Raw genomic sequence first — 26,264 nt, 5'->3', positions numbered from 1 at the left:
AGCTGATATGGATCTAATTATTTCCTCAGGACTATGATAGTTTACGGTTATCATGTACCGGGCAAATCAGGTTTATGAGCAGGTGTTTAAATCGACCAGAAATAACCAACGTAAAATATTAAAATTATGAAGAAAGCACTGAGTCTAATGCCGGGATTATTGTTTATTGGAATGAGCTGTGTACCTATTCTCGCGATACACGCGCAAAAATCCAGTAGTATCAAGCGCATTTATATCAGTACGAGCGGCAATGATCAAAATCCAGGAACAGCAGCGCAGCCTTTTGCTACGGTCGAAGCCGCCTTACAAGCTGTTGAAAAATCTAAACAGGAAAAAGAGCGGGAAGACATTGAAATTATTTTTACGGGTGGTACTTATTACTTAGATAAACCGATCCAGTTATCTGCAGCTCGATCAGGTACGAAGAACCGGCCTTTGCGGATTAAGCCAGCTGACGGAAAACAAGTGACTCTAAGCGGAGCTAAACCCTTGACTTTAAAATGGGAACAAGGGGATAAGGGAATCTGGGAAGCCAAAGTCCCCACAGGAATGAGCTTTCAAAGTCTTTATGCCAACGATGCACATCTCATCAGAGCGCGATATCCCAATTATGACGCCTCAGTATTACCCTTTCAAGGCTATGCGGCAGATGCCCTGAGCCCCGAACGTATAGCGTCCTGGAAAAATCCGGTTGGAGGTATTGTGCACGCCTTACATGCGGGACGTTGGGGCGGATTTCATTATCGAATCGTTGGAAAAGATGGCACCTCAATGGTCACCCTCGAAGGTGGGGAGCAAAATAATCGTCCGAGCAAAATGCACGAAACCTACCGCTATGTCGAAAATATCTTTGAAGAACTTGACTCAGCGCAAGAGTGGTATTTAGATGAATCGACATCCACATTATATTACATGCCATCGAAAGGAATTGATCCGAATCAATTGAAATTTGAAGCCCCACAGTTGGAAAATTTGATAACCTTCTCAGGATCTTCAACTCATCCCGTTCACGATATTGAAATCAGCGGTCTACGTTTTACGCATACTGCACCTACATTTATGAAGACAGCAGAACCTTTGCTGCGTAGCGACTGGACCATCTATCGACAAGGAGCGGTGAAGATCGAAGGAGCTGAAAACTGTACCCTCCATGCTAATGATTTTACCGAATTGGGAGGGAATGCAGTGTTCGTTAGCAATTATAATCGTGGCGTGAAGATACATGGTAACCGTATCGAACAGATTGGAGCTGGCGCGATTAATTTTGTGGGTGATCCTAATGCCGTACGTTCTCCCGCGTTTCGTTATGAGAAATTTGTTCCCTTTGCTCAGATGGATAAAGTTAAGGGACCTAAAAACAATAATTATCCTATGGATTGTGAAGCCAGTGACAATCTGATCCATACCATTGGCCTGATCGAAAAGCAGGTCGCAGGTGTGCAGGTCTCCATGGCCGAGTCCTTGCGTATCTTGCACAATACTATTTACAATGTACCACGCGCAGGTATCAATGTCGGGGACGGTACTTGGGGAGGACATGAGATTGCCTACAACGACGTTTTTAATACTGTGTTGGAGACAAGTGATCATGGTGCATTTAATTCTTGGGGTAGGGACCGTTTCTGGCATCCCGATCGAAATGAGATGGATCAACTGACCGCAGCCCATCCTGATTTGATTTTATTGGACGCGGTCAAAACAACCAAAATCCATGACAATAGATTTCGCTGTGATCACGGTTGGGATATCGATCTGGATGATGGGTCTTCCAATTATGAAATTTATAATAACCTCTGTTTGAGTGGCGGATTGAAATTACGGGAAGGCTTCTATCGCAAAGTATACAATAATGTTATGCTGAACAATGGATTCCATCCACATGTTTGGTTTCAAGCTAGTCATGATGTCTTTCGCAATAATATCGTGATGCATAGCCATCAGGATATTCAGGTGAATTATTGGGGTGATGAGGTGGATTATAATATTTATGCAAAACAGGAAGATTTACAGAAAGATCAAGCGAAGGGTATAGAAAAGCATGGGTATGTTGTAACTCTGAATTTTATAGCACCAGCTTTGGGTGACTTCAGATTAAAGAACTGGAAAGATCAAGGTTTCAAAAATTTTGACATGTTGAATTTCGGAGTTACCAGCAAGAGATTGAAAACTCTTGCTGCTAGCCCTGAGATCTCCCCGTTGATACAAAAAGATACCAAGGAACAAGGAGTGAAATGGACTTGGAAAGGTGGGGTTTTCAAATCAGTTGAAACATTAGGGGAACAATCGGCGGCGGGATTGCCATCAATTGCCGGTGTATTGGTTCTCCAACTGGAAGAAAAGAGCTCACTCTATAAAAGCGGTTTGCGAGTAGGTGATGTTCTGCTGGATTACCAAGGTGAAAAATTAGGCCAATTAACAGATTTACAGCAAGCCATTAAAAAACTCGTTCATGCCGACCAACCCAAGGTTATTTTCTTTAGGAACCAGCAACAGCAAGAATTGAGTTTACAATTGTAGCGTTGGACTTCTTCTCTGAGATAGCCCCTTTTCTAATGCGATTGCACAAAAGGGAATCTTATAAAGTCTTGTATGCTAGTCATCCAGTGTTTTCAGAAAAGCGATGATCTTTGCAGTTTCTTTTTCGGTCAACTTCAGGCTATCTGTGGGAAGAGTCTGGTTGTCTAGTTTAAATCCAAACTGTTGCCCACCGCCTTTGTTGTAGAAGTCCATAACCTGCTCCAAGGTTGTATATCCTCCATTGTGCATATAAGGGGCGGTTTTGGTGATATTACGTATGGTAGGTGTTTTGAATGCATATTGCAGCTGCGCTACTGTAGCATGGTAGCGCCCCCTTCCACGATCAGGATCCAACATACGGTTACGGTGATCTGTGGCGATGCCAAGTACTTCAGATTCAGTCTTGGCGTATTCCGGCGGTACAGTTCCATTAAATAATGGTACAAAATGGCAGGTTGCGCATTTGGCCTTTCCAACAAAGAGGTTAAAACCCTCTTTCTCTTGGGGAGACAATAGCTGCGATTCACCACGCATATAACGATCAAAGCGTGAATCAAATTTCGCGAGTGAACGGACATAACTGGCCAGTACATTTTGTAATTGCCACACCGCAATAGTATCACTTTTAAAGATCTTTTGAAATTCTCCGACATAAGTTTTGTGCTGATTCAGACGTCTGGCAATTTGATCCATATTACCATGCATTTCATCCTTATTGGTAATGACATCCATGCTTTGCCCTTCCAGATCTTCGCTGCGCATATCCCAGAATTGTCCATGCTGATAGTTGCTGTAGGAGAGGGAAGGGGTATTCCGATCCATTTTGGATCCAGACATGGTCGTTGGCGCCTTGAGTCCATCGGTAAAAGCTTTCTCCGGATGGTGGCAGGAAATACAAGAGCGGCTCCCATTACCAGAGAGCATATTGTCTCTGAATAGTTTCGCCCCCAATGTTACTTTACCTGTGCTTATCATCTGTCGTTCGGATGGAACAAAAAAATCAGGATTAAAGGCATTTTTGCTGAACAGATTAGAAGCTTCGGGCGAAATCGGATGGCTGACGTTTAAAGATGGAATATCCTCCAGTTTTCGAAATTTAAATAGTGCATCAGCTATTTTATTGAGGTGCTGATCCATGAAATTGAGATAATCAAATTGATCTTTAGGCGTACCTTTGCCTAATTTTTCGTTGGCTATTTTGATTAAGTTCTGTACGTTATCAATTTCTTTCGGATGACTGACCTGACCTTGGATTTGGCCAAGAACAGCGGCAATGCCATTTAAGGCATCTATCGACTCGACCAAACCTCTGCCAGATACCGGTGTGTCAAAACCTGTGATCCCCAGTGTGGTGATGCGGAATACCTGATTACGTAAAGCCTCTATTAACTGCGGAAGTGAGAGAGAATTGACTTCAAAATAGGTGTCAATAGCCAGGGATTTGGTTTTTAACCTCTTTAAGAAAATAAGTGTCTGTTGTTTTTCTGCACTATCGTAGTTTGGATAGAAATATTCTTCTAAAGTCTGTAGGCCCTCAGCTTCGATAACGGCATTTTCTTCCAGTTCGATTTCGTCCAAATTTGGCCCATTTAAAAAACGGGCGGTCGTTGGCATAAAATAGGCAACTGCCCATTCCATGCATTTGTAGGTCGAGCGCAGACTATCAAAACCTGATTGCAAAATTTTCTCATCCAGATCCTGCTCTACACGTGAGATCTGATCATTAATTCGCTGATCAAATTCCTTATTGATAGCTAATACCGTTTGTCTGACCTTGAGTAGATCTTTTGGATTTGAATCCTGATTTCCCTTACACATGATAGCCAGCATGACAACAGCAAGCAAGCTTACAACCATCCAATATTTCATTTATTTTTATCTTTTTCTACTTCGATAAAATAACAATAAGGGTATCCTTTCCTATGGAAGAGATACCCTTATTGCATATTCGTATTTTTATTTCGTGTTAGCGCTGAACATTACGGATGAGGACAACCTGTCCGCCTTCTTTATTACTGATTACTTTAGAACCATCTGCGTTTTCAAATTTATCATCCTGCCAGGTATGGGAGTGAATATTGACCGCAAATGTATTTGGGATACCAACCAGGTGCGATACGTCGGTCATAGCACCAAATTCCCACGAACCAAATTTACCTAGTTTACCACTTTGATTATATTTGTTCTGCCAATCCGTATTATTGCGTTCATGTTTCATGTTTAACCAAGGCTTATATGTTTTGGTGGCCATGTTGTATTGCCAGATATAAGAGTCATGTTTCGCATCGGAGTAATAAGAATCTCCATCCTCCTGGATGTAAACAAAGTTTTCTGTCACGCAGAGGTTATCTGGATTGATCAGGTTTTGTCCCGGATCAGAATCTCCTTCAGCAATAACTTCAAGCTTACCCTTCAGCATATTTTTTTCATCCAGATTAAGTTTGTAAACGCGCCCCCACATGGTAAACCCTTCTGTTGGTTTTACGCCGTCGCTAGACTGTCCGGTAGCTGTAAAGTAGATTTCACGCCCATTACCGGTACCTTTGCGGTAATCCACATCTTCCACTCTGGAGAATCGGATCGCTTTGTTGTCTAGGTTCTGTTTATTGATTTCTTTACCCGTCAGATTTTTAGCATTTGGGATTTCAACAAATTCCACAGCATAGGATTCCCCTTTTTTCATGTTCATCTCTGTGATATCATTGTTGCTGCGTTTTAAGGCGTATAATTTTCCGTTATCAAGATCACCCTGTTGGTCGGATACATAAAGTATCAATTGCCCGGCAGATTGGTGTCCGGAACTATAGGATTGATCCTCACCGATAACAATGTAGGTTTTGCCATTGGAGATATCCTTTGGAAGAGGGACCGCATTTTCCATGGAAGCTTTTCCTAAGGCCGGTTTTACGCGATTTTTATCCGAGCGCAAGGCTACTGAAGATAAAGGATCCAATTGATGGACCATACTTTCTTCGCCAGATTCCCCTGCTGTCAGGAAAGCAGAAAAACCATGTTCCTCGGGTGTAGCAAGGGTAGCTGAACAAAGTCTTGTGCTACCTCCGGTACCATCCATAATGTATTCGCCTTTTGTCGGTTTGAAATTCTTATCCAGATATAGACGGGATACTGACTGCGTGATTTCATGATTACAGATCATCAGAAAACCGTCTGAGTTTGGATCTTTCATAAATCCAGCACCATCAGGTTGCCCTGCAAAAACAAATTCCGGTGTCCCAGAGAGTACATCCGAACTTGAAATTAAGGTTGTAATATTTAGATTCTCAAAGCCGGGCATACCGTATACAAAGGCAGGTTCTTTTGAATAGTTTTCCAGCTTTGCTACGGGTGGTTTTTGCTCAGATTCGTCTATTTTGTTATTGTCCTTACAGCCAGCAAATGTGACTGACAATAATACCGTCAGGATAGTAATGTGGTTTCTTCTCATGCAACAAATGTAGTTTTGCTATGTTAGCTGTAGATTAATTATTTTTTAAATAAGGAATTTGTCAGCAAGTTTCCAGTTTTTGAAATAGATAGTTAGCATAGACTAACAAAGCCCTTGGTCGTGTTTTAACCAAAAAATGAGAGGAAAGGGGGCTAAAAAAATCTACTATCAGAAAAAATTAGAGCAATGTGTTCAGACTGCCCGAGAGGAGAGATCGATTATGTGAAAATATATCACATGCTATTGTTACGCAATGGGGCGCACAAGTAATGCTGCCGTAACTTTGCTACTGAGCACTTCTGATGTCCGGTCACCATAACTTACTGTGATGCTGGCATCAAAGGATTCAATGGAGCGGATGGTCAATGTTGTCCCCAACTCAAGATCTTTGGCACTCAGGTACTGTAATAATTCTTTGGAAGAAGGTTGTATAGCCATTAGAGTTACCCGATCTCCGGTTTTACAGGTATCGAGAAAGATATAATTCTCCGATTGTATCACTCCATTATGGTCAGGGATCGGCGAACCATGGGGGTCCACTGTAGGATAACCCAATAAGTAATCCATTTTGCTGAAAAATTCAGGAGAATGGATATGCTCGATCTGTTCCGCGATCTGGTGGACTTCGTCCCATGCAAAGCCCATTTTTTCAACGAGATACATTTCAGTAAGCCGATGTTTGCGTATAATAAGTGCTGCTTCCTTTTTTCCCTCTTCAGTGAGCTTGAGTGGTTTATAGCTTTCATAATGGACAAAGCCTTTCTCGGATAGCTTTTTCATCATACTATTTACCGTTGGCATTTTGATGTCCAGTCGTTTACTGATCTCATTGACACTGGCTTCACCTTTTTGGTAAGTTAGATTATATAGTGTTTTTAGATAGTTCTCTTCGGTCTGTGATATCATAGGGCAAATTTACCAAATATTAGCTGTCTCTAATAGCGATGTTAGAATTTATTTTGTTAGTATAATCTAACTTATTAGATTTGTGATTCTAAATTTATAATTAATTAAAGTAAAACAATCATGATAAGATTCAGAATTCTCTTGATAACAGCATGTTTGCTGATCGGATTTATTTCTTTTGGGCAGTCGGGTACGGTGGCAGGTAAAATTTATGATAGCAATGGTCTTCCTTTGAAATCGGTTTCGATTGCTATTCCGCTATTAAAAATAAGTACAAGGTCGAATGACCTTGGAAAATATACGTTGAAAAATATTCCTTATGGCGCTTGGGAAGTAGAGGTGAAACATATCGGTTTTAGCAACTACCGCGATTCAATCATGATTGATAGGGAATTCGTGGCCAAAGATATCCCGTTAGATCGATCCATTTTTTTACTTGATGAAATCGTAGTCACTGGTACCAAAACATTCAAACGGAAAACCGAAAGTCCGGTGATCGTTAATATTTTGGATAGTAGAACATTGGGCAATCTGCAGGTATGTAATCTCTCCGAAGGATTGAAATTTCAACCCGGTTTACGGGTGGAAACAGATTGTCAGACTTGTAACTATACCCAATTGCGAATGAATGGGCTCCAGGGGGGCTATTCCCAGATATTGATCAATGGACGGCCTATCTTCAGCCCTTTGATGGGGCTGTATGGTATGGAACAGCTTCCGGTCAATATGATTGAAAAGATTGAGGTGGTTCGAGGTGGGGGGTCTTCATTGTATGGTTCAAGTGCAATAGGAGGCACTGTCAATGTAATCACCAAATTACCAAAGCAGAGTGGTTATGAAGTCAATTCTTTTTACCAAAGCATTGATGGAAAGACAAATGATTTTAATCTTAGCGGAAATGCAACCCTCGTCAATGACAAAGGGAATGCGGGAACATCCTTTTTCTTCAATAAGCGGGATCGTGGTTTTTACGATGCAAATGGTGATAATTTTTCAGAAATCCCAAAAATTGAAAATACCTCCCTCGGTATCAACTCCTTTTATCAATTTTCGGAAAATCAAAAACTGGAGATTTCGTTGAGCAATCTAAATGAATATCGATTTGGTGGAGAGATGACGAAAAAACCGGCCTACCTGACACGTCAGTCCGAGGAACGCACCCATAAAATATGGATGGGAAGTGCGGACTACCAGATTAATTTTAATCAGGATAAATCGGCAATCATCCTCTATACTGCTTTTCAAAATACCAATAGAAAGCATTATACAGGAATATTTCCGGATAATCCGGAAGAGATCGAAAATCATCTGAAAAACCCACCCTATGGCGATTCAAAGACAACAACATTACAGGGCGGTTTTCAATTAAATCATCAGATCAGCAATTTTTTGAACCGTCGGAATGTGCTGACCATCGGTTCGGAATATGCATCCGACAAAGTTTACGATGAAATTCCAAGTTATAACTATTTGGTCGATCAGCATACGAAAGACTGGGGGAGTTTTTTTCAGAGTGACTGGGATTTTGCCGATAAATTTAACTTGCTGTCCGGTGTCCGGGTGGATAAGCATAATTTATTGGACAAAATGATCGTTAGCCCGCGTGTCGCACTGTTATATAAGCATGCTGCCAATACGCAGTTCCGCCTAAGCTATGGAACCGGTTTTCGGGCACCACAGGCATTTGATACGGATCTTCATATTGCCTTTGCTGGTGGTGGTGTTTCACGTGTTCAATTAGCTCCAGATCTCCGTGAAGAGCGGTCAAAGAGTTTGAGCAGTTCGGTAAACTATGATAAAGCCGCAGAGAAGTGGATTGCGGGTTTTACATTGGAAGGATTCTATACACAGCTGTCAAATGCTTTTGTACTTGAGGAAATCGGTACGGACGACTTTGGTAAGGTCTTTGAAAAACGCAATGGCAATAATGCAAAAGTAGCGGGCGGGACCTTAGAATTGCGGGCCAATTATAATAAAAAGGTGCAACTGGAGACCGGATTTACGTTGCAACAGAGCAAATATGAAAATCCTGTATCTTACCTCGAAGGTGTAGATGCTACCAGATCATTCTTAAGAACACCAGATGAATATGGTTTTGCAAACTTCAATATTACACCAGATAAACGTTGGACAATCAATCTGAACTATGTATACACGGGTAAGATGAAGATCGCTCATGCGGGTGGAGCAGACAATTTTCCGGAAGATCAAATGGTTCATACTAAAGCATTTTCAGAGGTAAATAGCAAAGTGTCGCATGCATTTAGTATTTCGAAATTTAAAAATGTGATCGAAGTCTATGGCGGAGTGAAGAATATTTTTAATGCTTACCAACATGATTTTGATACAGGTAAAAATCGCGATAGTAATTACATTTATGGACCTAATATGCCCAGAACTTTCTTTTTTGGGATAAAGATAAAGACCCCCTAAGTAAATTGATAAGCGTGTAAGACTTGACCCCTGCGAAATGTTTTAATCTTGTTACGCTGAGGCAAATATTTTTAAACTAATTTAGTACTATCTCATTAGAGAGATAATTATTAGCCAGATGCAAAAGAAAGCACTACTTTTTTTACTGATTTTAATCGGTTTTTTTGTCCGGTCCTATGCGCAGGTCTCCTCAGTGAGCCAGCTTGTCAATGCATTTTTGGATACGGTCCAACAGCATGCCTATAATCAATCGATGGTCAAATGGGATTCTATCCGGCCAATTTTTATTGAACAGACAAAGACGGTGTCAGATATCAATGCATTAGCTCCTCATTTTAGGAGGATCATACGTCAGTTGAAAGATGGTCACTCGGGCCTATTTTTTGAGAAAGCTGATCAAAATAAAGAGGCTGAACAAGAGTTGTTTACGAAGATGGCCGGTATGACAGATAAGGAAGCCGGCTTTCCACCCAAAATTTTTAGTCATTTTATGACCAAGGACCGTTATGCCTATATTCGGGTCCCAGAAGTCCTGTATGAACAGCGAAAGTATGTGGATACGATTGGAGTACAGCTAAAAGCCCTGGATGCGCAGCATCCCAGAGCATGGATTATTGACTTGACGGATAATACTGGTGGAAGTATATTTCCCATGATTTGGCATTTTGCAGACTTAATAGATGTCGACAGCACGTATTCGACTGTAGATAGGACGGGGAGGGAAGACAAACAGAAGGTGCGGATGTGTGACCTAAATGATCACGATCAAAAATGGGCCAAGTTATTTGACCTGGAATATGATAAGGTACCGCCGATTGCTATAAAAAATAAAAATGTACCTATCGTTTTATTGGTTAGTGAATTTACCTCAAGTTCAGGCGAATTTTTTATTACGCATTTCAAAGGTCAAAACAATGTGACTATTATGGGGCAAATGACAAGTGGTCAGACCTCTGCCAATGATCAATTTCCTGTCGGGAATAACTATATGATTAATCTAACAACAGCGGTATTAAAGGACCGAACTGGAAAGATTTACGAAATTGGAGAAGGCATTAATCCCGATATTCCTATCGTTATTGATTTTGTTAAAGTGATGGCGGGAGCTGAAATAGGTGATTCCAGTCAGCGTCGCAAGGCTGTAAAAGCGGCAAATCCGATATATATTCAACAGGCTATTGATTACTTAAAAAAACAGCGTAAGAAATAAACAAAAAATCCTGCATGGACATAGCGCCAGCAGGATTTTTTGTTGTTGAATATCCTGTTTTTATTTCAAAACGAATTTGAATCCCAATGAGAAACGGGAAGCCTCGAAATACGATCCATGCGATAAATTCCACCAAGGTTTCCAGTCAAAATGCATTGCCAATGGCGCCGAAGGAATCCTAAATTCCAGACCTAAAGCCGGACGGATTGCAAAATGTGTGTGTGTGTTTCCTTCTCTCCAGTGGTCATCATCATCCCAGTCGCCGTGCCATTTACCATAGTCTATAAATGATGCCTGTGGACCTACACCAACATACCAAGATAGGCCACGTGTTCCCCGTATACGTTCATTGTATGAATAATCTACACCAAGGACAGTAACGTTATCTCCGAACAATACTTGCGCATTGACGGCATCATTTCCGCCAAAATTGTGTTTTATCTGTGGACCAAATAATGTTTGGCCATCACCAAGGTCGATACCTAAACCAAGGGCTGTACGATAAGGTGTTTGTGCATTTGCCTCTTTATTGATGACAAATAAGAATGTAAAAAGTGTCAGAAAAGGTAGAAGTACTTTTTTCATGATATTTAAAAAAAATGTTAGTGTTAAGTTTTCGAACTAAAAACTTTCGCTGTTATAACAAATACTTTGCCAAAAATCATTTTTATCCTGTTAAATCCTGTTTTTATTTGTAAGTGTCTTTTATCGAGCTTTTTTGCATTTCTTTTTGGAGATTTTATATAACAGTACTATTTCCCCTAATCAAACATCACAACTTAAGCAGAGGGCCGAAGACGATAAAATGGAAACGATATTGCAAATAGCATTGTTCCTAAGATAAGAAAGTAAATTTAATGGATAACATTGCTGTTATCCATTGGTACTTAAAATTACCTTGAAATGGAACATACGCAAATCAACAGAAAGAATATAGAGCAATGGCTCGCAGAAGGTTACGATGTTCTGCAGGACGGAAAACTTATAAAAGTAGAGGGTGATCTCCCGGAATTTTTGAAACAATTTACGGATGAAGATGAACCAAAGGTCTATCTGCTGCAAGAGCTGATTACCTGGCCAGAAGAGGAACTTAAAAAATTGTAGAAGAAGATGGAACAAATGAAAATAGCGGCGGAAAAAATAGTTCCAATAGATTTTGATGCGGAGGAGCTACCCTACGAAATTAGGGAATTACGCCCCGTAGTATTTAAGGAAGAGACATCCTATTGGTGCCTGTTGGGCCCAGATGTAGAAAATGGAATTTTAGGGAACGGTGAATCTGTGTCTGACGCATTGGAAGATTGGTTGAAAATGCTACGAAAGCGGCTAGCAAGTACTGATGACAGCGATGAAGTTGTCAACTTTATACGTGATAGCTTAGCCGCTTCTAATCGTAAAATATGGTGATAGCCGGTAATAGTTTGAGCATATTACTTTAGTGATAAATTTTGTGGAATCTATCTATTAAAGTTGTGTTAACGAGGTGGAGTAATTTATTGATTATGAAAAATTCACAAGATCCGTTCGGAAGACTGACTGCGGCTCCGAACAAGCAAAAGGATATTCACGCAACAGCGATGTATATCCGATTTATTGTTATGGCAATTTTAATGTTTGCAGCCATGTATTTCTCGATGTTTGCGATGGTCGATAAATTTGAAAATCTGATTCCAAATATCAATAATCTGCACATGACTTTGTTGATGACCGCTATTATGCTGCTCATCGAACTGGCCGTTATGAATATCATGTATCCCAAACGAGAGTTAAATTTGGGTATTGCGTCGCTTGTTCTCGCATTGGCAATTTTCGCTTGGTTTGGCATTCGGGAACAGATCAATGTAGATGATAAACAATTTGCGAAAGGGATGATTCCGCACCATGCGGCAGCGGTATTAATGGCTGAGAAGGCTAGTCTTACCGATCCAGAATTGATTCAGCTGCAACGTCAGATTCTTGAAACCCAGCGCCGTGAAATTGCATTGATGAAGCGCAAACTCAAAGCTTTGGAAGGAGAATAACTAGCATACTCAGCAATTATAATAGGCTTCAGGTATTGATACTTTTTTATGCGTCCAATTTTCCAAGGTATTTGCATAAGGATCTAGTTCGTAGGTGTCGGCCTCAAAGATGTAGTTATAGTTCCCACCATTTAAGCTTACGCGAAGTATGGCATATCCTGGGCCTTTTGCAGGTAGGACATTCTCAATTTCAAAGAAATCAATGTCCTTGATATCGTAAATTAGACTTGTTTTCCGCCCAGCAAATCCAATTTTATTATTTTTCCTGTCTAACCAGATCCCGCTTGACTTTCCCAGTTGTTGTTGCACGTTTGACGGAATATTTTTTACAGCAGCATTTCTACGGTAATCCGCGTTAATGTCCCATTTGTTTTTCAGTTTAACGAGTTCGGTCACTTCAATGAGCTGATCGTACTCCGCATTTTCCAAAAGATATGGATAATCCCGTAGGTTGTAAAAATGGAGTGACGTGCCACCGTCATCATAGTTGTTTTCATCCTCATAGGTGTAGCAGATGGAGGAAGAAATCTGATTTCCAAACTCAAATGACAAATAGCATTGATCTATTCTCTCATAACCATAATCCTCTGCATCATAATCTTCCTCATTTAACCAGAGGTCACGCAGATCTTTATAACTTCGATCTGTGTTGGATTCATCATAAATGGTCGTAAAATATTCTTGAATAGGTACATGCGGTGGAACATCGTCATAATAGATTTCAAGTGCTTCTAGCCAGAGGCTGCCGATCCGAACCGGATAATTTGTTTTCAAATATATTGTCCCATATTCACTTGCATACTGCTGTCCCACACCAAGTTTTTCGATGTCAGCATACGTGATATCCCAAGAGATAAATTGTTTAGGTTCTGAATAGATCTCGAAACCCCTATGATCATCATCAAAATCACCAGATAGAATTTTGTAATTGCGGTTTTGTGGCAAGAACCAGATTTTAGCTTTACAATCCTGTGGTTGTTTAATGGTATGAAAGAATAGGACATCATCAAATCCAAATTGTTCAGATAGCTTGGGGTAGACTTTCGAAAAACCTTTTGACCTTGCTGACACATAATGCTGCTGATGGTCAAATAGAAATAAATAAGGCTCTCCAGCCAATAATTGAACATACGCGTAGCGCAATTTAGTTAAGTTTACCTCTTCTTCATTACCGTAATTGAGGTAATGTAAACTTCCTCCATCCAGCCATACGCGATCTTTATCATTTTCTTTTGGGAACCCGGAGGTATTTTTAAAAAAATTGAGCATGTTCAGCTATTGTGTTTGATACGCTAATTTAAGATTTTAAATTCAGCTAAATAACTCTGGGAGGAATCCGACTATCCTAAGAAAAAGGCAGATGTCTACATTATTTGAAGCCATGAAAAATAATTTGAGTTATTTCGGGACAATTGCGCATCTCACCGTAAGATAGGTAATGTTCTATCGGTAGGTAGCTGTGGGGTAATTTAGGTTTATTTTATAATAAGGGATAAAGGCCGTGTAGAATACCCTATTCTCACGGCCTTATTATTTATCTGATCATATCAAGTTAACCTAAGCAATGATCATGTCGCTTCAGTTTTGTTGGGACTGAAAGTGTTTCCATGGATTATTTTTGATTATTGTGTTTCAATTTCAGGGATACCGATCCATTGCCATTTGCGTTGGGTGAAACCGGGACTGACCTCACCATCGATCTTAAACCTTCTGAGATCGACGATGCGCGTGCCGCGCCAGGATAAAAATATCCGACGGACAACAATGATGTCATTAAGTATTAGCATGGTAGACGCGGCGTAGTTTGAAGATCCTGAGGCATCATATTTTGAAATCACCGAATTAACGAGTTCCACTGCATTACCGGGGATCAGCCCACGTACAACCAATTCGGCGCGGATCAATTGCATCTCATCAAAATCGCTGACGAGCAAGGGATCTCTTTCCTTAAATAAGGTCAGTGACCAATGTCCTTTGGCTGCTTTTACAACAGGGACACGAGCCTTTTCAGCTGCGGTTTTTGAAGCGATAACCAAAGTCGGATCAACGGCCGCATCTCTGGAGTTAATATTCAATGCATTAAAGAAACCGTTACTGACATTGCCTACGGTATTGAGAAAGCTGAAGTTTTCCGTTGCAGCAAATGACTGATTGATATGCTGCACGGCCAGGGGATAATTGCCTGTATGGATTCCCAGCTTTGTTAGCAGAGCGTGAAGCAGTCGTTTTTCGACATCGTTGGCGGAAGGAAGTGCCTGCAGCCAGTAAGTTTGCGCTTTTGTATAGGCTTCCTGATGACTGACTTCTTTATGATCCGCATAGACAGAGTGACTGCTGTTGCTGACACTGAAATAATCCGCCATCAGCATCCAGGCATAACCCGCATGTAGCCGGGCATTCACCAATGCCGCTTGTTTAATCTTGATACCATCTTCATCTGTAGGATTTAACGATTCTGCATTGGCAATTGCATCTTCGGCACGTGCACGGTAATTTTGCACATTGGACCATACACTAAAGAGTGAAGTGTTATCCGGTGTTAATTTATCCCCGTCCAATTCCTTATAAAAAGGAGAGTTCGGAACTGCGGTAGGGACGATTTCATCCACAATGGCACCAGAAGCGACCAGCAGATCTGATGCGGAAGCTGCTCCGGCACGCCATATTCCCGCGATGACGGGACCATAGACATAAGTACCTTTTTCAATACGACCAAGCATGGCGATGTTGTTTAACTGTGACTCATCAATGGTGTTGTCCGGTAATTGGGTGTCATTTACCCACTTGTCACAGGAGGAAAAGATAAATACTGCCATACAGGCTAATCCTACTTTCCAAAAATCTTTTATTTTGATTGACATAATCATCATTTTTTTAAAATCCAATGTTTACACTCATGGCATAATTACGTGGGGCCGGTACTGCAGTCCAGTCGGAGGATAAATAGCTGATACCACGGTTACGTTTGCTACCACCCTGCGAATCTATCTGTGGTTCGACTCCACCATAATTTGTTGTCAGCCAAAGGTTGTTGCCCGTCAGTGACAGCACACAGCTTTTGAATAGGCCGTTGGTTTGTCTCTTGGCCCAGGTACCCAAATCATATGAAATAGTCACATTGCTCAAACGGATGAAATCAGCCTTTTCAATAAAATTACCCCGAGGGCCGGCATATTTTGAAAGTTCGTTCGCCGTTGCGATGTATTCCGACGTACCTGGAGTTTGTGTAGCAAGTAATGCTTTGAGATCTTCGCTTGCCTTGAAGTTATTCCCTTGGCTGGCTACATTTCGATTGGAAATATTATATACTTTAGCGCCTTTGGAATAATTAAATAACGATTGGATGCGCAGCTTGTTAACCAGTTGTAGATTGAAGCCAAATGAGCCATTGTAGGTTGGGAAAGGTTTTCCCAATACCTGTGGAGCACTTTCTTTGGAGCCGGTATATTCACCTTTGTCGTTAAAATTAGCACCCTCCGATATACCTGTATAGAAGGAAAATGCGGGCAGCCCTGGACGGATCAGATTCACGGTGTTGATAATATCATGACCACCTGAGCTGATGACTTTATTGGACTGGTGGTTGAAGATGACAAAGAGATCCAGGCTGTTTTTCTGATTACTGCTGGTAAATACGCGGCTGTTGTAAGTCACTTCTATCCCTTTACCACGGATTTTACCCACATTTTCAGGATAGTCGCCACTTAGGCTCGAAGGCCAGCCCAAAGAGGGCAATAAAGTGGTGTATACAATCGCGTCACGCGTGTTTTGCAAATAATAGGTAAAGCCCAAACGCTGCTTGAAAAAGCTGAGATCCGTACCGATCTCAAACTCACCGGTGCGCTCAGGTCTGATATCGGGATTGCCTTTGCGTAAAGGTCTGACTAAGGGACCAAAAGATGAATTCTCAACAAGGTAGGCTGTCTGCGCATCATTTGGATAAGGTAAGCGACCCGACTCACCATAAGCGGTCCTTATTTTCCATTCCTCTATCTTACCTTGCATAAATTCAAACGGTTTCATATTGTAGGCAACACTCACCGTCGGATACCAGATACTGGCTACATTCCGACCGATCATATTGGACACATCTCTTCTGACCCCGGTATTGATAAACAACTGATTGTTGTAGCTTAAAAATGCCTCACCGTAGATACCATGGGTACGTTTTTCGAAATAGGTATCGGTTGTACCTAAGATTTCAGCTGCTGAGGAGATGTTACTGATGCCCGGTACAGCAAAATTACGTACGCTTATACCGCTGACAGTTTCGGTAGACTTGGTCAACTGCGATAGTAAGGTCAGATTCAGTTGCCATTTATCGGCGAGGGCAACGTTGCGGGACAACTTGACATCCCAGTTGATATTCTGGTTTTTACGGTCACTGACCTGTTTGGCACCAGTACTATTTGTGCCCTGTAGGTAGCCATAAGGAAGATAGTTTAACCCATCGATCCGGTTGAGGTCAAGTCCCACGAGACTTTCCAGCTTGATATTATAAGGAAGCGTATAGTTTAATTTTATACTTCCTGTAAAGCGGTCATTGGAATAACTTTTCTCAATGGCACGCCAGGTTTCTTCGGAAATAAAAGGCCAGGGCGTCTGATCCCGCATCAGATTCCAGATGGCATCATCACGTCCCGAAGCTGATTGTGGGATACTCAGTTTGCCTTTGACATAGCCAGCGGTGAAACCCAGTTTGAAGTTGTCTTTGGAAAAATCGTATCCAGCGCGAAAGGTCTGTCTATTGTCTTTGTTGCCCGGAACAATACCTGAGGTGCTATTAGAATTGGCGGAGAAGAATAAGCTGTTTGCCTGGTCAAACTGCGCAGATAAATTGGCGTAGAATTGATTTTGATGACCGCGGTCAAAAAAGTTGTTCAGCGCATCGTTGTTGACATATTTTGTGTATTTATTAGCAAGTTCACTGAAACCGCCTGTATATTTTACATTGATAGCCACGCCTTTTTTGCCACTCAGACCGCGCTTGGTCTGGATAATAACAACACCATTGGCCGCTTCGGCACCATAAGATGCTGCTGCCGCTGGTCCTTTGATCACATCGATAGAAGCGATATCATTCATTGGTAAGTCATTCAACGCGCTCATGGCTTCTTGCGCTGAGTTCACATCGGCGGTGTTATTGCTGTTGTAACGTATACCATCAATAAAAATCAGCGGATCACGTTCCATGCTGAAAGTTGCCGCTGAACGAATGTCAAAACGGATGGGCATACCCACTTTTCCATTGGTATTGTATACCTGGGCACCGCTAATTCTTCCGTTTACCAGTTCGGCTAGCGAAGAGGGATTACTTTTTGCGACGATATCTGCAGCGTCAATATGATCTACATTGGTACCTATCGCGCGTTTACTCCGAGAATTGGCCAAACTTGCTGTCACCAATACTTCGTCCAGTGCAACACCGGATTCAAGACTGATCTCAAGCTCTTGTCCTTCCGGTACCTTCGAAAAATAGCGTTCGAAGTTCTTGTAGCCGACCATTTTAATCAGGAGGGTTTCACCATTGTGAAGTGCAAGTTTAAATTTTCCGTTAGCACCTGCGACAGTTCCGCTCTGTGGGCGCTCCTTAATGATTATACTTGCTCCCGGCACGATCCTACCGGTGCTTTTGTCATATACAATACCTTCGATATTTTGCGCTTGAAGGGCAAGACAGGAAAGCAAGGTGATGCTCAAAAAAGTAAAGAATTGATACATATGATTTTTTAAATAGCTTTTCTTTATTTAGTTTTGATCTAAATAAGGTAAATTTTGCGCAAAGGTAAACATATCCTGAAAACTGGCAAATTGCTTTTTAACTTTTTTTAACAGAATAAAAGCAGTTAATCCTTCATTGGGAATGGGTTATTCGAATTACAATAAAAATACGCAGTTAAATTAATAGGTATGGCATACCTTATTCTGATTTCCAGTTGTTAAGTTTTTAAAACGACAGGAAGCATAAGGTATGATTTCTAAGCTGTCTAAACACTAAGTTTTATTTTAGCTATCATGTCGATAAAAATAATCTACTAAATTAGTAGTCTTTGTTTTAATTTTACTATTTTTGCGCAACTGTTATCACATCACATGTGGAGGAAATCATGCGGATGTGGCGTTTACAATAATTAAAAATTACATCAGATATTTCTAATGATTTAAAGTAGCCAGGGGATGCTTTTTCTGGGAATAGCAGTTTTCACGTTACGCGATCTTGTTGGATACAAAAAATCTAAAAACTATCTTTGTCCAAATCAATGCATTATGCCTAAGTTGGAAAGTTTGAGCGACGAGGAACTACTCTTTTTGGTTTCAGAGAACCAAGATGGGGCATTTCATCTGCTGTATGAGAGATACAAAGCGGCTCTTCTCATCTATGCGATCAAGCGGGTGGGCGAAGAGGCCGGTGAAGATCTCGTACAGGATGTCTTTATCCGTACGTGGAATAATAGGTATTCCATCGACTACCAAGACGATTTTAAGGCCTATCTTTTTACGGCGCTGAGACGTCGTATTATTGACTATTTCGCAAAAGAAAACAATGCGCAGGGCTATTTGGAGGATCTAAGAACCTATGCCAGTGAATTTGCTTTTGATGAAGCTGATGAGCAGATCCGCACCCAGTCCTTTCGTGATTCCATTTTCTCGGTACTCCACCGCTACGGGCCACAATATCAGGCGATTTTAAAATTGCGTCTGCAAGGTTATTCCAATCCCGAAATAGCCCTTATGCTGGGGCTTTCTGAAAAGACGGTGCGCAATCAATATTCATCTACCTTAAAAATCATACGTTCTAATTTTTCGTCTTTTTTACTTTTTTTATTTTTTTAAGGGACAATTGTTCGGGAGCGCCGTTTACCTTAGTATAGCACCGAAAGGGCTGGACTAACAATTATTATTATGAAGATCGACGATTCTATTTTCGCGAGGTATCAGGCTGGGAAATGTTCCGCAGCGGAACAGCTTTTGGTCGAACGTTGGTTGGACCAATTGGATCGTTTTCCTGAACCGGAAGATAGGCCGATGTTAATGCTTTTGGAAAATCTGGACGACAAAATGCCTTTTGCCAGAAAACGCAAAAAGCAGTCCCTGTGGAAATGGATAGCTGCCGCAAGTATCCTAATGGTTCTTTCAACCGCTACTTACCTGTATTGGAGCAGCCGAGCTGATCATTTCCGGTATGCAAACATTGAAGATGTCAAGGCGCCTATAAAATCCAATGCAGTTGTTGTACTGGAAAATAATATGGAATACGACCTGGATAAGTTAAAACGTAATGATACCTTAAATACCGGTAGCTACCGCATCGTGCGGACAGAGGATGATGAAATCATTTATCTCACTGATCCTGCACAGCAATCAAAAATCGTTTACAATACGATTCGTACGAAAACGGGAGGTACGGCCCATGTACAGCTTGCCGATGGAACCCAGGTTTGGCTCAATACCAATAGTGAACTGCGTTATCCGATTTCTTTTCGGGGGGATATCCGCGAAGTTGCACTACAGGGAGAAGGTTATTTCGAAGTTGCCAAACAAGAAAGAAACCATAAAAGAGTGCCATTTTTTGTACGTGGAAATACGCAGACAATTCAGGTACTGGGAACAAAATTCAATGCGGATTTTACGAGCAATAATGAAACAGCCTTGCTCGAAGGTGCCGTGGCTTTCTCCGATCATGGATCGCATTTAGGACAGAGCAAAAAGGACCAGTTTCCCGTACGAATCAGGCCGAATCAGGTATACGACGGAAAGAAGATTATCGAAGCTCGAGATATTACCCGTTATATCGACTGGAAAGAAGGTTATTTCGAACTGAACGACCTGAATGTAGGGCAGCTGTCCCGAAAATTAAGCGCTTGGTATGGGGTGGAAATCAAAGTAGACAATAGTTTGGCACAAGTACAGCTCTTCGGCCGTGTGCGACGTGACAAAAGCCTCAAAGAGGTGTTGGACCTAATGGGACAGGTATATCCTATGAATTATACTATGAAAAATAATTACATATACATCAAATAGAGGAACGACGAACTAACAAAAACTAACCTTATGAAAATGAAAGTTTACCATTTTGAAAAAAGAATGGCAGCTACCGGTTTGCCCAAAGATGTCGGTAAATGCCTGTCGAGGTTGATACTGAGCGGACTACTTTTATCGGGCTTTGTGGGAACGGCCATGGCGCAGCGTATTACGCTTAAAGAAAACAAAAGTTCCATGTATTCGGTCCTGGAGAAGATCAGGAAACAGGCAAATGTCGATCTGATCGGTGATTTAGCCTTACTTAAAAATAGTAAGCCGATCAGTATTGAGGTGAAAGGTAAAGCTATTGAGCTGGTGCTCCGGGAAATCGCTGCCGGGCAGGATATCGATTTGATCTTTCGCAATAATACGATCCTGGTACGCCGGAAGGAATCACTACCAAATACATCAAACAATAATCAGCCTAATCGACAAAAGCGTCAAATGACCGAGCAGCGTCAGATGCGGGTAGAAGGACGTGTAACGGATGCTGCGGGAAAACCGCTGGCAGGTGTGTCTATAAAAATTACGGGAAGCACACGTAATGGTGTTTTATCTGGCGAAAATGGTCAGTTTTATGTCGTTGTCAATGAACCATTGGAACTGCTGTTTTCGATGGTAGGTTATGAGAGCCAGCAGGTCAAAGTGGTTTCGGGGGAGCCACTGCAGGTGACCATGCGTCAGGTTGAGAATAAAATTGATGAAACAGTAGTCACGGGGTATACCCGGGTGCGCCGCGATAACTTTACGGGAGCGGCGACCATGGTGACCCGGCAGGAGCTCGAAAAGTTCAATTCCACAAACATCTTTACTGTGCTCCAGGCTTTAGACCCTTCTTTTAAGGTAGACGAACGGGTAAATGCGGGTTCCAATCCCAATGTGATGCCACAGATCAACATTCGAGGGGTTTCCAGTGTAGGCGAATATGCCGTCAATGCACCATTGATTATCATGGATGGTTTTGAAGTGCCCATCACTACGCTCTATGATATTGATGTCAACCGTATCGAAACCATTTCCATTTTAAAAGATGCAAGTTCTACGAGTTTGTACGGCTCCCGCGGTGGGAATGGGGTGGTTGTCATCGAAACCAGATTGCCCAAAGACGGTAAATTTACCGTGACTTATGACATGAAGCCATCGGTGTCCATGGTTGACTTATCGGATTACAACCTCATGAATGCCGCGGAGAAATTGCAGTATGAAAAGCTGGCGGATTTATACACATCAAAAACCGGCGATGCCGCCTGGGATCTGATTCAGCAGGAGCAGTATGATAATTTGCTGGCCAAACGTGAACAGGATGTGTTGGGCGGAGTGAATACCTATTGGCTGAAGCAGCCAGTGCGAAATACACTTTCCATTAATCATAGCCTGCGGATGGAAGGCGGGGGGAATGGCGTGCGCTATAGCCTTGAAGGTGGTTATTTTGATAACAAAGGCGTTATGAAAGAGTCCGGCAGAACACGCGGGAATGCAGGTTTCACCCTGATCTATCGGATACCCAATGTAATTACTTTTCGCAATGTGGCCAGCTATCTTTATGCGAAAGCATACGATAGTCCGTATGGGAGTTTCGATGCCTATACCAAACTCAATCCCTATGAGAAAATTTATGATGAGCACGGAAAGTACAATATTCGTTTTGGGGAACTCGGACAGTGGTATAGCTGGGGATCAACGATGTTCAACCCACTTTATAATGCAGGACTTGGTTTCCGTAGCAATCAGGCAAGTCAAACCTTGCAGGACAATATGTCTATCGAATGGTTTGCCTTGCCTAAATTGATTGTGAGGGCTTCTGGAACTATCGTAAGGACAAGCGCAGATATAGACAAGTATAAATCACCGTTTCATACGGATTACACCAATATTACGGATGCTAATCTGAAAGGTTCCTATACGTTTGGAAACCAGAATTTCACCAAATACGAAGGAAAAGTAGATTTGCAGTATTCCAACAAATTCGGCAAACATCAATTGGTAGCCAATGCCGTCGCTGAGATCCGAAAGCAGAATACGGTCGGAAACCTTAATACAGTGACAGGTTATGTGGATGACCGTTTTATAACACCACAGATGGCTTTGCAATATGCGACCGGGTCACTGCCTGAGTCAACGTCATTGCCGGTGCGGTCTGTTGGCTTCTTGGGCTCCTTGTTCTATACATATGACAATAAATATAATGTCAGTGGCACGCTACGTTCGGATGGTGCCTCAATCTACGGAAGTCAAAATCGTTTTGGAACATTTTGGAGCGCTGGATTTTCCTATAATATGCATAACGAGGAATGGTTTAAAAATGATTTTCTGACTAGATTACGCTGGTATCTGAATGCGGGTACCTCAAGTACGGTCAGCGAATTTAATGTGGGCATGGTGAGCACATCGTACAACTTTCTGTCGGGACGTAATTATTATAATCAATATGCCGCCATCTACAGCGGGCAGGGAAATCCGGCAGTACGCTGGCCTGAACAACAGCAAAGGAGCGTAGGTGCGGAATTTGGCATCATGGGTGATTTTTTGAAAGTTGATGTTTCCCTTTATGACCGGCTTACCAACCGCATGATTTCTACCATCAATGTCGCCCCATCCTTTGGCTTTTATGACAATAAATTTTTTCAGAATCTAGGAAAAGTGCAGAACAAAGGATTTGAGGCGATGGCCAACATGCGGATTCTCAATAATTCTGCAAAAGACTTTAGCTGGTACCTTTCACTCGGCGCTGTACAGAACAGGAGCAAATTGAAGGAGATATCCAATGAACTGCGCACGCTAAATGAGTCCTTGGTCAAAAAAGATGAAAAAGGCAATGTCATACAGCCATCACAGTATTATCAACAGGGACAGTCTCTCGGCGTTATCCGCGCGGTACCTTCCCTCGGGATAGACCCAGCCAGTGGACGTGAATTGTACCGGGATCGGAATGGTGATGTTACTTATGTTTGGGACGCCAATAATCAACAGGTTGTAGGCAATACCGAAGCGAACTTATACGGTAATGTCGGCACCTCGGTTAACTTTAAAGGACTCTCCGTGCAAATTATTGGCAACTATTCCTTGGGCGGGGATATTTACAATCAGACCCTTATGGATAAGATCGAAAATAATATCGCTTATCATAATGCCGATCGCCGTGTATTGGAAGAACGATGGAAGCAGCCTGGGGATCAGACGAAATACAAGGCTATTGGTGATCGGTCTTTTACGCAGCCTTCGAGCCGTTTTATACAGACCGAATCTTACCTCCGGCTCTCTACGATCAATATCAATTATTCATTCAGTAATGAGATCCTCAAGCGGTATAAGCTGGAAAGGCTACGGCTTAACTTCTCCATGAACGATATGTTCCGCTGGAGCACGGTACGCATGGAGCGGGGGATAAGCTATCCCTATGCCCGAGAATTTAATTTTGGTGTAATGGTTCAATTTTAAAGCATGAAAAAGTTTCTAATTGCTATCGTGATGCTGGGCGTATTGTCGAGCTGCGAAAAGTTCTTAAATGTAAACCCTACGGATAAGGCCTACGAAGAAGATCTGCTCACCGATCGTTCAGGTTTCAACGCTGCGCTTGCCGGGGTATACGAAACATTAAATACCGATACGCTATATGGTCGGGAGATGAAATATGGTTTTATGGAAAGTCTGGTGGGTTCATACAATGTGACGAACTCAGCCCATAAATATTATCGTTCCTTTCGGTATGAGTATAATTACGATGAGCCGAAGAAAATAATCGATAACATCTGGGCGAGGTTTTACCAGTGTATCAATCAGACGAATATTATACTCGGGAATGTAAGCCGTATTGAAAATGACCCCTACTACAATCTGGTGCGTGGTGAGGCAATAGGGCTAAGGGCCTTCTGTCATTTTCAGCTGTTAAAATTGTTTGGCCCATCCATTCCGAGCGAAGGGATTGAAGCGAAAGCGATCCCTTACCGGACTGCCGTTGCGTATTCAGCCACCAAATTTTCTTCCGCAGCCGAGGTGATCGCTTTGTTGGAGAAAGACCTGTCCGAGGCCCGGGATTTACTGGAAAAGGATCCGATACGGTCCAATGCCCGTAATGCCAATTTAAATCAATTTGCCTATGAGCAATACAATAGCCTGATTGATTATCGGGGGATCCGAATGAATTATTACGCTATTGTCGCGTTACAGTCTATGGTGGCACAGTGGAAAGGTGACCTGGTCAACGCCGGAAAATATGCGGAAGAGCTTATTAGCGAATTGAAGACAACGCAAAGTATTCGGATGGCACTTTCCAGTGAAATCGGATCAGTGGGAAATATCCGTATGCCCATGGAAAATATCTTTGCTTTGTTTTCCAGTAGGTTAGGGGCAAAGGTAAGCACTGTTTTTACGCAGGCGGACGCGACAACGACAGGCTCTACTTCGCCGTTTTTATTTCCCAATTATAACTGGTTGCGGACAAACCTTTACAATAGTACGGTTCATGGATCGCTCAATGATGCACGTCTCGCTGCTTGGTTTGTACAGCCCAATACCTCTTATCCCTGGAAACTATCCAAATACCTGTTTGATCAGACTCGGCTGCCTTCAGACGTGAATTATAGACCGTTGTATGAAAGTAAAGTGATCGGCTTGCATACCATCTATATGATTGCTGCCGAAAATTATGCCTCAAGTAGCCCAGCCAAGGCGATGGAATACCTAAACCTTGTTCGAAATACAAGAAATATCACCACAGATCTAGCCCTAAGCGCGGATATGACCGCACAAAAGATCCGGGACCTGATATTTGACGAAATGCGTAAGGAAAATATCGGCGAGGGGTATTTATTCACAGAGTATAAACGTCTCTTTCGGCCGATAGATCGAGCCACATTGGTGCAACCTAAAAATGAAATTTTCAGGCTACCGATCCCAGCAGATGAATTGTTGTATAACCCTCAAAATTAATCAAGATGAAAAGATATATTTTTCTTTTTTGTGCTGCTGTGATATGGAGTGCATGTAATAAAAATGATAACATGCTTCAGTTTGATGCTGCGCAGAGCTACATTTATTTTGCCTATCCAAATGCCAATACAAAGGCGGCAGAAAAATACATTGATAGTGTCTATTATGGTTTTGCGTTGGATGCAGATCTGCAACGTAGGGAAAAAACGATCGCAGTGCCTGTTCGTGTAGGGGGAAAGTCAACATCCAATAACCGTACCTATGCTTACATCCTAGAAGATTCTTCCAGATATGAACCCAATACGGTGAAGTTCTCTTCCCCGGTGATGGGGGCAAATAACTTTGTCGATACGTTATTTATCACATTCCAGCGCTCCATCAAAATGAAGACCGAACCAACAATACTCTATTTGCGGTTGGAGGGAAATAGTGAATTTGTTCCGGGGAATGTGTACAATCAGAAAATAAAAATTATCGTTGATGATATTCTGAACGAACCTACATGGTGGAATACCTGGAAGAACTATTTCGGCCCGTATCAAAAAGAAATATTTCAGCAATGGATGCAGATTTACTACCTCGGGGCAGATCCATCGCCGGATCTCTACACTGCTGCTCCCGGGCCGGTATATTATTGGAATAATATGCCTACTTCAGCCAATGGAAGCTGGTATCCTGTGACATTTAACTATATCCAGGTGCTCAAGCAGTATTTTATCGATCATCAGGTGTATCCGAACGGCGATACTACGAAAGAAAGAATTCAATTACCTTAATGCTT

General features: G+C 41.9%; 18 protein-coding genes. 11 read left to right on the top strand and 7 right to left on the bottom strand.

The window, feature by feature from the left end:
* The first annotated feature begins 126 nt into the window (after window positions 1-126).
* Entirely contained in the window at window positions 127-2,517 is a 2,391-nt protein-coding gene (locus tag ABDW32_RS20240; protein ID WP_343565652.1) for a peptide-binding protein, read from the top strand.
* A gap of 75 nt (window positions 2,518-2,592) precedes the next feature.
* On the opposite strand, the gene ABDW32_RS20235 is transcribed toward ABDW32_RS20240, so the two are convergent.
* The 3 genes from ABDW32_RS20235 to ABDW32_RS20225 all read right to left on the bottom strand — a co-directional run bounded on the left by ABDW32_RS20235 (window position 2,593) and on the right by ABDW32_RS20225 (window position 6,868).
* Complete coding sequence (locus ABDW32_RS20235) at window positions 2,593-4,386, bottom strand: cytochrome c peroxidase (RefSeq protein ID WP_343565651.1); 1,794 nt, start codon at window positions 4,384-4,386, stop codon at window positions 2,593-2,595.
* Between the two features lie 97 nt (window positions 4,387-4,483).
* Window positions 4,484-5,962, bottom strand: coding sequence for a hypothetical protein (locus ABDW32_RS20230; protein ID WP_343565650.1), 1,479 nt, complete (start codon window positions 5,960-5,962; stop codon window positions 4,484-4,486).
* 246 nt (window positions 5,963-6,208) lie between these two features.
* Window positions 6,209-6,868, bottom strand: a complete 660-nt coding sequence (locus ABDW32_RS20225) for a metal-dependent transcriptional regulator (RefSeq protein ID WP_343565649.1) — start codon at window positions 6,866-6,868, stop codon at window positions 6,209-6,211.
* 120 nt (window positions 6,869-6,988) lie between these two features.
* Between ABDW32_RS20225 and ABDW32_RS20220 the strand changes: the two genes are divergently transcribed.
* Together ABDW32_RS20220 and ABDW32_RS20215 are read left to right on the top strand one after the other, a co-directional pair.
* On the top strand, window positions 6,989-9,301 hold the full coding sequence (locus tag ABDW32_RS20220; RefSeq protein ID WP_343565648.1) for a TonB-dependent receptor: 2,313 nt from the start codon (window positions 6,989-6,991) through the stop codon (window positions 9,299-9,301).
* Window positions 9,302-9,419: 118 nt separating this feature from the next.
* Window positions 9,420-10,511, top strand: a complete 1,092-nt coding sequence (locus ABDW32_RS20215) for a S41 family peptidase (protein WP_343565647.1) — start codon at window positions 9,420-9,422, stop codon at window positions 10,509-10,511.
* A gap of 60 nt (window positions 10,512-10,571) precedes the next feature.
* On the opposite strand, the gene ABDW32_RS20210 is transcribed toward ABDW32_RS20215, so the two are convergent.
* The gene (locus ABDW32_RS20210; RefSeq protein WP_343565646.1) at window positions 10,572-11,096 is read right to left on the bottom strand and encodes a hypothetical protein; all 525 of its coding nucleotides are present in this window, start codon (window positions 11,094-11,096) and stop codon (window positions 10,572-10,574) included.
* A gap of 318 nt (window positions 11,097-11,414) precedes the next feature.
* Between ABDW32_RS20210 and ABDW32_RS20205 the strand changes: the two genes are divergently transcribed.
* The 3 genes from ABDW32_RS20205 to ABDW32_RS20195 all read left to right on the top strand — a co-directional run bounded on the left by ABDW32_RS20205 (window position 11,415) and on the right by ABDW32_RS20195 (window position 12,532).
* Window positions 11,415-11,615 carry a hypothetical protein gene (locus ABDW32_RS20205; protein WP_343565645.1) on the top strand — a complete coding sequence of 67 codons (201 nt, stop codon included), beginning with the start codon at window positions 11,415-11,417 and terminating at the stop codon, window positions 11,613-11,615.
* 6 nt (window positions 11,616-11,621) lie between these two features.
* Window positions 11,622-11,918, top strand: coding sequence for a hypothetical protein (locus tag ABDW32_RS20200; RefSeq protein ID WP_343565644.1), 297 nt, complete (start codon window positions 11,622-11,624; stop codon window positions 11,916-11,918).
* A 95-nt stretch (window positions 11,919-12,013) separates the two neighbouring features.
* Window positions 12,014-12,532, top strand: coding sequence for a DUF305 domain-containing protein (locus tag ABDW32_RS20195; RefSeq protein ID WP_343565643.1), 519 nt, complete (start codon window positions 12,014-12,016; stop codon window positions 12,530-12,532).
* Window positions 12,533-12,541: 9 nt separating this feature from the next.
* On the opposite strand, the gene ABDW32_RS20190 is transcribed toward ABDW32_RS20195, so the two are convergent.
* From ABDW32_RS20190 to ABDW32_RS20180, 3 genes are all read right to left on the bottom strand, one after another.
* Window positions 12,542-13,801, bottom strand: coding sequence for a hypothetical protein (locus ABDW32_RS20190; RefSeq protein ID WP_343565642.1), 1,260 nt, complete (start codon window positions 13,799-13,801; stop codon window positions 12,542-12,544).
* Window positions 13,802-14,154: 353 nt separating this feature from the next.
* Window positions 14,155-15,393 (bottom strand): hypothetical protein, encoded by a 1,239-nt coding sequence (locus tag ABDW32_RS20185; protein WP_343565641.1) that lies wholly within the window; start codon window positions 15,391-15,393, stop codon window positions 14,155-14,157.
* Window positions 15,394-15,406: 13 nt separating this feature from the next.
* Window positions 15,407-18,253, bottom strand: coding sequence for a TonB-dependent receptor (locus tag ABDW32_RS20180; RefSeq protein ID WP_343565640.1), 2,847 nt, complete (start codon window positions 18,251-18,253; stop codon window positions 15,407-15,409).
* A 546-nt stretch (window positions 18,254-18,799) separates the two neighbouring features.
* On the opposite strand from ABDW32_RS20180, the gene ABDW32_RS20175 reads away from it, so the two are divergent.
* From ABDW32_RS20175 to ABDW32_RS20155, 5 genes are all read left to right on the top strand, one after another.
* Window positions 18,800-19,366, top strand: a complete 567-nt coding sequence (locus ABDW32_RS20175) for a sigma-70 family RNA polymerase sigma factor (protein ID WP_343565639.1) — start codon at window positions 18,800-18,802, stop codon at window positions 19,364-19,366.
* A 69-nt stretch (window positions 19,367-19,435) separates the two neighbouring features.
* Window positions 19,436-20,554 carry a FecR family protein gene (locus ABDW32_RS20170; RefSeq protein ID WP_343565637.1) on the top strand — a complete coding sequence of 373 codons (1,119 nt, stop codon included), beginning with the start codon at window positions 19,436-19,438 and terminating at the stop codon, window positions 20,552-20,554.
* 30 nt (window positions 20,555-20,584) lie between these two features.
* Window positions 20,585-23,992, top strand: a complete 3,408-nt coding sequence (locus ABDW32_RS20165; protein ID WP_343565636.1) for a SusC/RagA family TonB-linked outer membrane protein — start codon at window positions 20,585-20,587, stop codon at window positions 23,990-23,992.
* 3 nt (window positions 23,993-23,995) lie between these two features.
* Window positions 23,996-25,483: a RagB/SusD family nutrient uptake outer membrane protein gene (locus ABDW32_RS20160; protein ID WP_343565635.1), complete on the top strand. Its 1,488-nt coding sequence runs from the start codon at window positions 23,996-23,998 to the stop codon at window positions 25,481-25,483.
* 5 nt (window positions 25,484-25,488) lie between these two features.
* A complete protein-coding gene (locus ABDW32_RS20155; RefSeq protein WP_343565634.1) occupies window positions 25,489-26,259 on the top strand; it encodes a DUF4843 domain-containing protein in 771 nt (256 codons plus the stop codon).
* Window positions 26,260-26,264 lie beyond the last annotated feature (5 nt).

It is taken from the genome of Sphingobacterium sp., from assembly GCF_039596235.1.
Classification (GTDB): domain Bacteria; phylum Bacteroidota; class Bacteroidia; order Sphingobacteriales; family Sphingobacteriaceae; genus Sphingobacterium.
Note: the sequence above shows the minus strand (reverse complement) of the source record. Positions and strands in the feature narration are given on the sequence as shown.

Excerpts from the sequence above, each read along its gene's own strand:
- ABDW32_RS20170 (WP_343565637.1), top strand. The coding sequence starts at position 19,436 with ATGAAGATCGACGATTCTATTTTCGCGAGGTATCAGGCTGGGAAATGT.
- ABDW32_RS20205 (WP_343565645.1), top strand. The coding sequence starts at position 11,415 with ATGGAACATACGCAAATCAACAGAAAGAATATAGAGCAATGGCTCGCA.
- ABDW32_RS20240 (WP_343565652.1), top strand. The coding sequence starts at position 127 with ATGAAGAAAGCACTGAGTCTAATGCCGGGATTATTGTTTATTGGAATG.
- ABDW32_RS20155 (WP_343565634.1), top strand. The coding sequence starts at position 25,489 with ATGAAAAGATATATTTTTCTTTTTTGTGCTGCTGTGATATGGAGTGCA.
- ABDW32_RS20200 (WP_343565644.1), top strand. The coding sequence starts at position 11,622 with ATGGAACAAATGAAAATAGCGGCGGAAAAAATAGTTCCAATAGATTTT.
- ABDW32_RS20175 (WP_343565639.1), top strand. The coding sequence starts at position 18,800 with ATGCCTAAGTTGGAAAGTTTGAGCGACGAGGAACTACTCTTTTTGGTT.
- ABDW32_RS20185 (WP_343565641.1), bottom strand. The coding sequence starts at position 15,393 with ATGTCAATCAAAATAAAAGATTTTTGGAAAGTAGGATTAGCCTGTATG.
- ABDW32_RS20220 (WP_343565648.1), top strand. The coding sequence starts at position 6,989 with ATGATAAGATTCAGAATTCTCTTGATAACAGCATGTTTGCTGATCGGA.
- ABDW32_RS20165 (WP_343565636.1), top strand. The coding sequence starts at position 20,585 with ATGAAAATGAAAGTTTACCATTTTGAAAAAAGAATGGCAGCTACCGGT.
- ABDW32_RS20225 (WP_343565649.1), bottom strand. The coding sequence starts at position 6,868 with ATGATATCACAGACCGAAGAGAACTATCTAAAAACACTATATAATCTA.
- ABDW32_RS20160 (WP_343565635.1), top strand. The coding sequence starts at position 23,996 with ATGAAAAAGTTTCTAATTGCTATCGTGATGCTGGGCGTATTGTCGAGC.
- ABDW32_RS20230 (WP_343565650.1), bottom strand. The coding sequence starts at position 5,962 with ATGAGAAGAAACCACATTACTATCCTGACGGTATTATTGTCAGTCACA.
- ABDW32_RS20180 (WP_343565640.1), bottom strand. The coding sequence starts at position 18,253 with ATGTATCAATTCTTTACTTTTTTGAGCATCACCTTGCTTTCCTGTCTT.
- ABDW32_RS20195 (WP_343565643.1), top strand. The coding sequence starts at position 12,014 with ATGAAAAATTCACAAGATCCGTTCGGAAGACTGACTGCGGCTCCGAAC.
- ABDW32_RS20210 (WP_343565646.1), bottom strand. The coding sequence starts at position 11,096 with ATGAAAAAAGTACTTCTACCTTTTCTGACACTTTTTACATTCTTATTT.
- ABDW32_RS20215 (WP_343565647.1), top strand. The coding sequence starts at position 9,420 with ATGCAAAAGAAAGCACTACTTTTTTTACTGATTTTAATCGGTTTTTTT.
- ABDW32_RS20235 (WP_343565651.1), bottom strand. The coding sequence starts at position 4,386 with ATGAAATATTGGATGGTTGTAAGCTTGCTTGCTGTTGTCATGCTGGCT.
- ABDW32_RS20190 (WP_343565642.1), bottom strand. The coding sequence starts at position 13,801 with ATGCTCAATTTTTTTAAAAATACCTCCGGGTTCCCAAAAGAAAATGAT.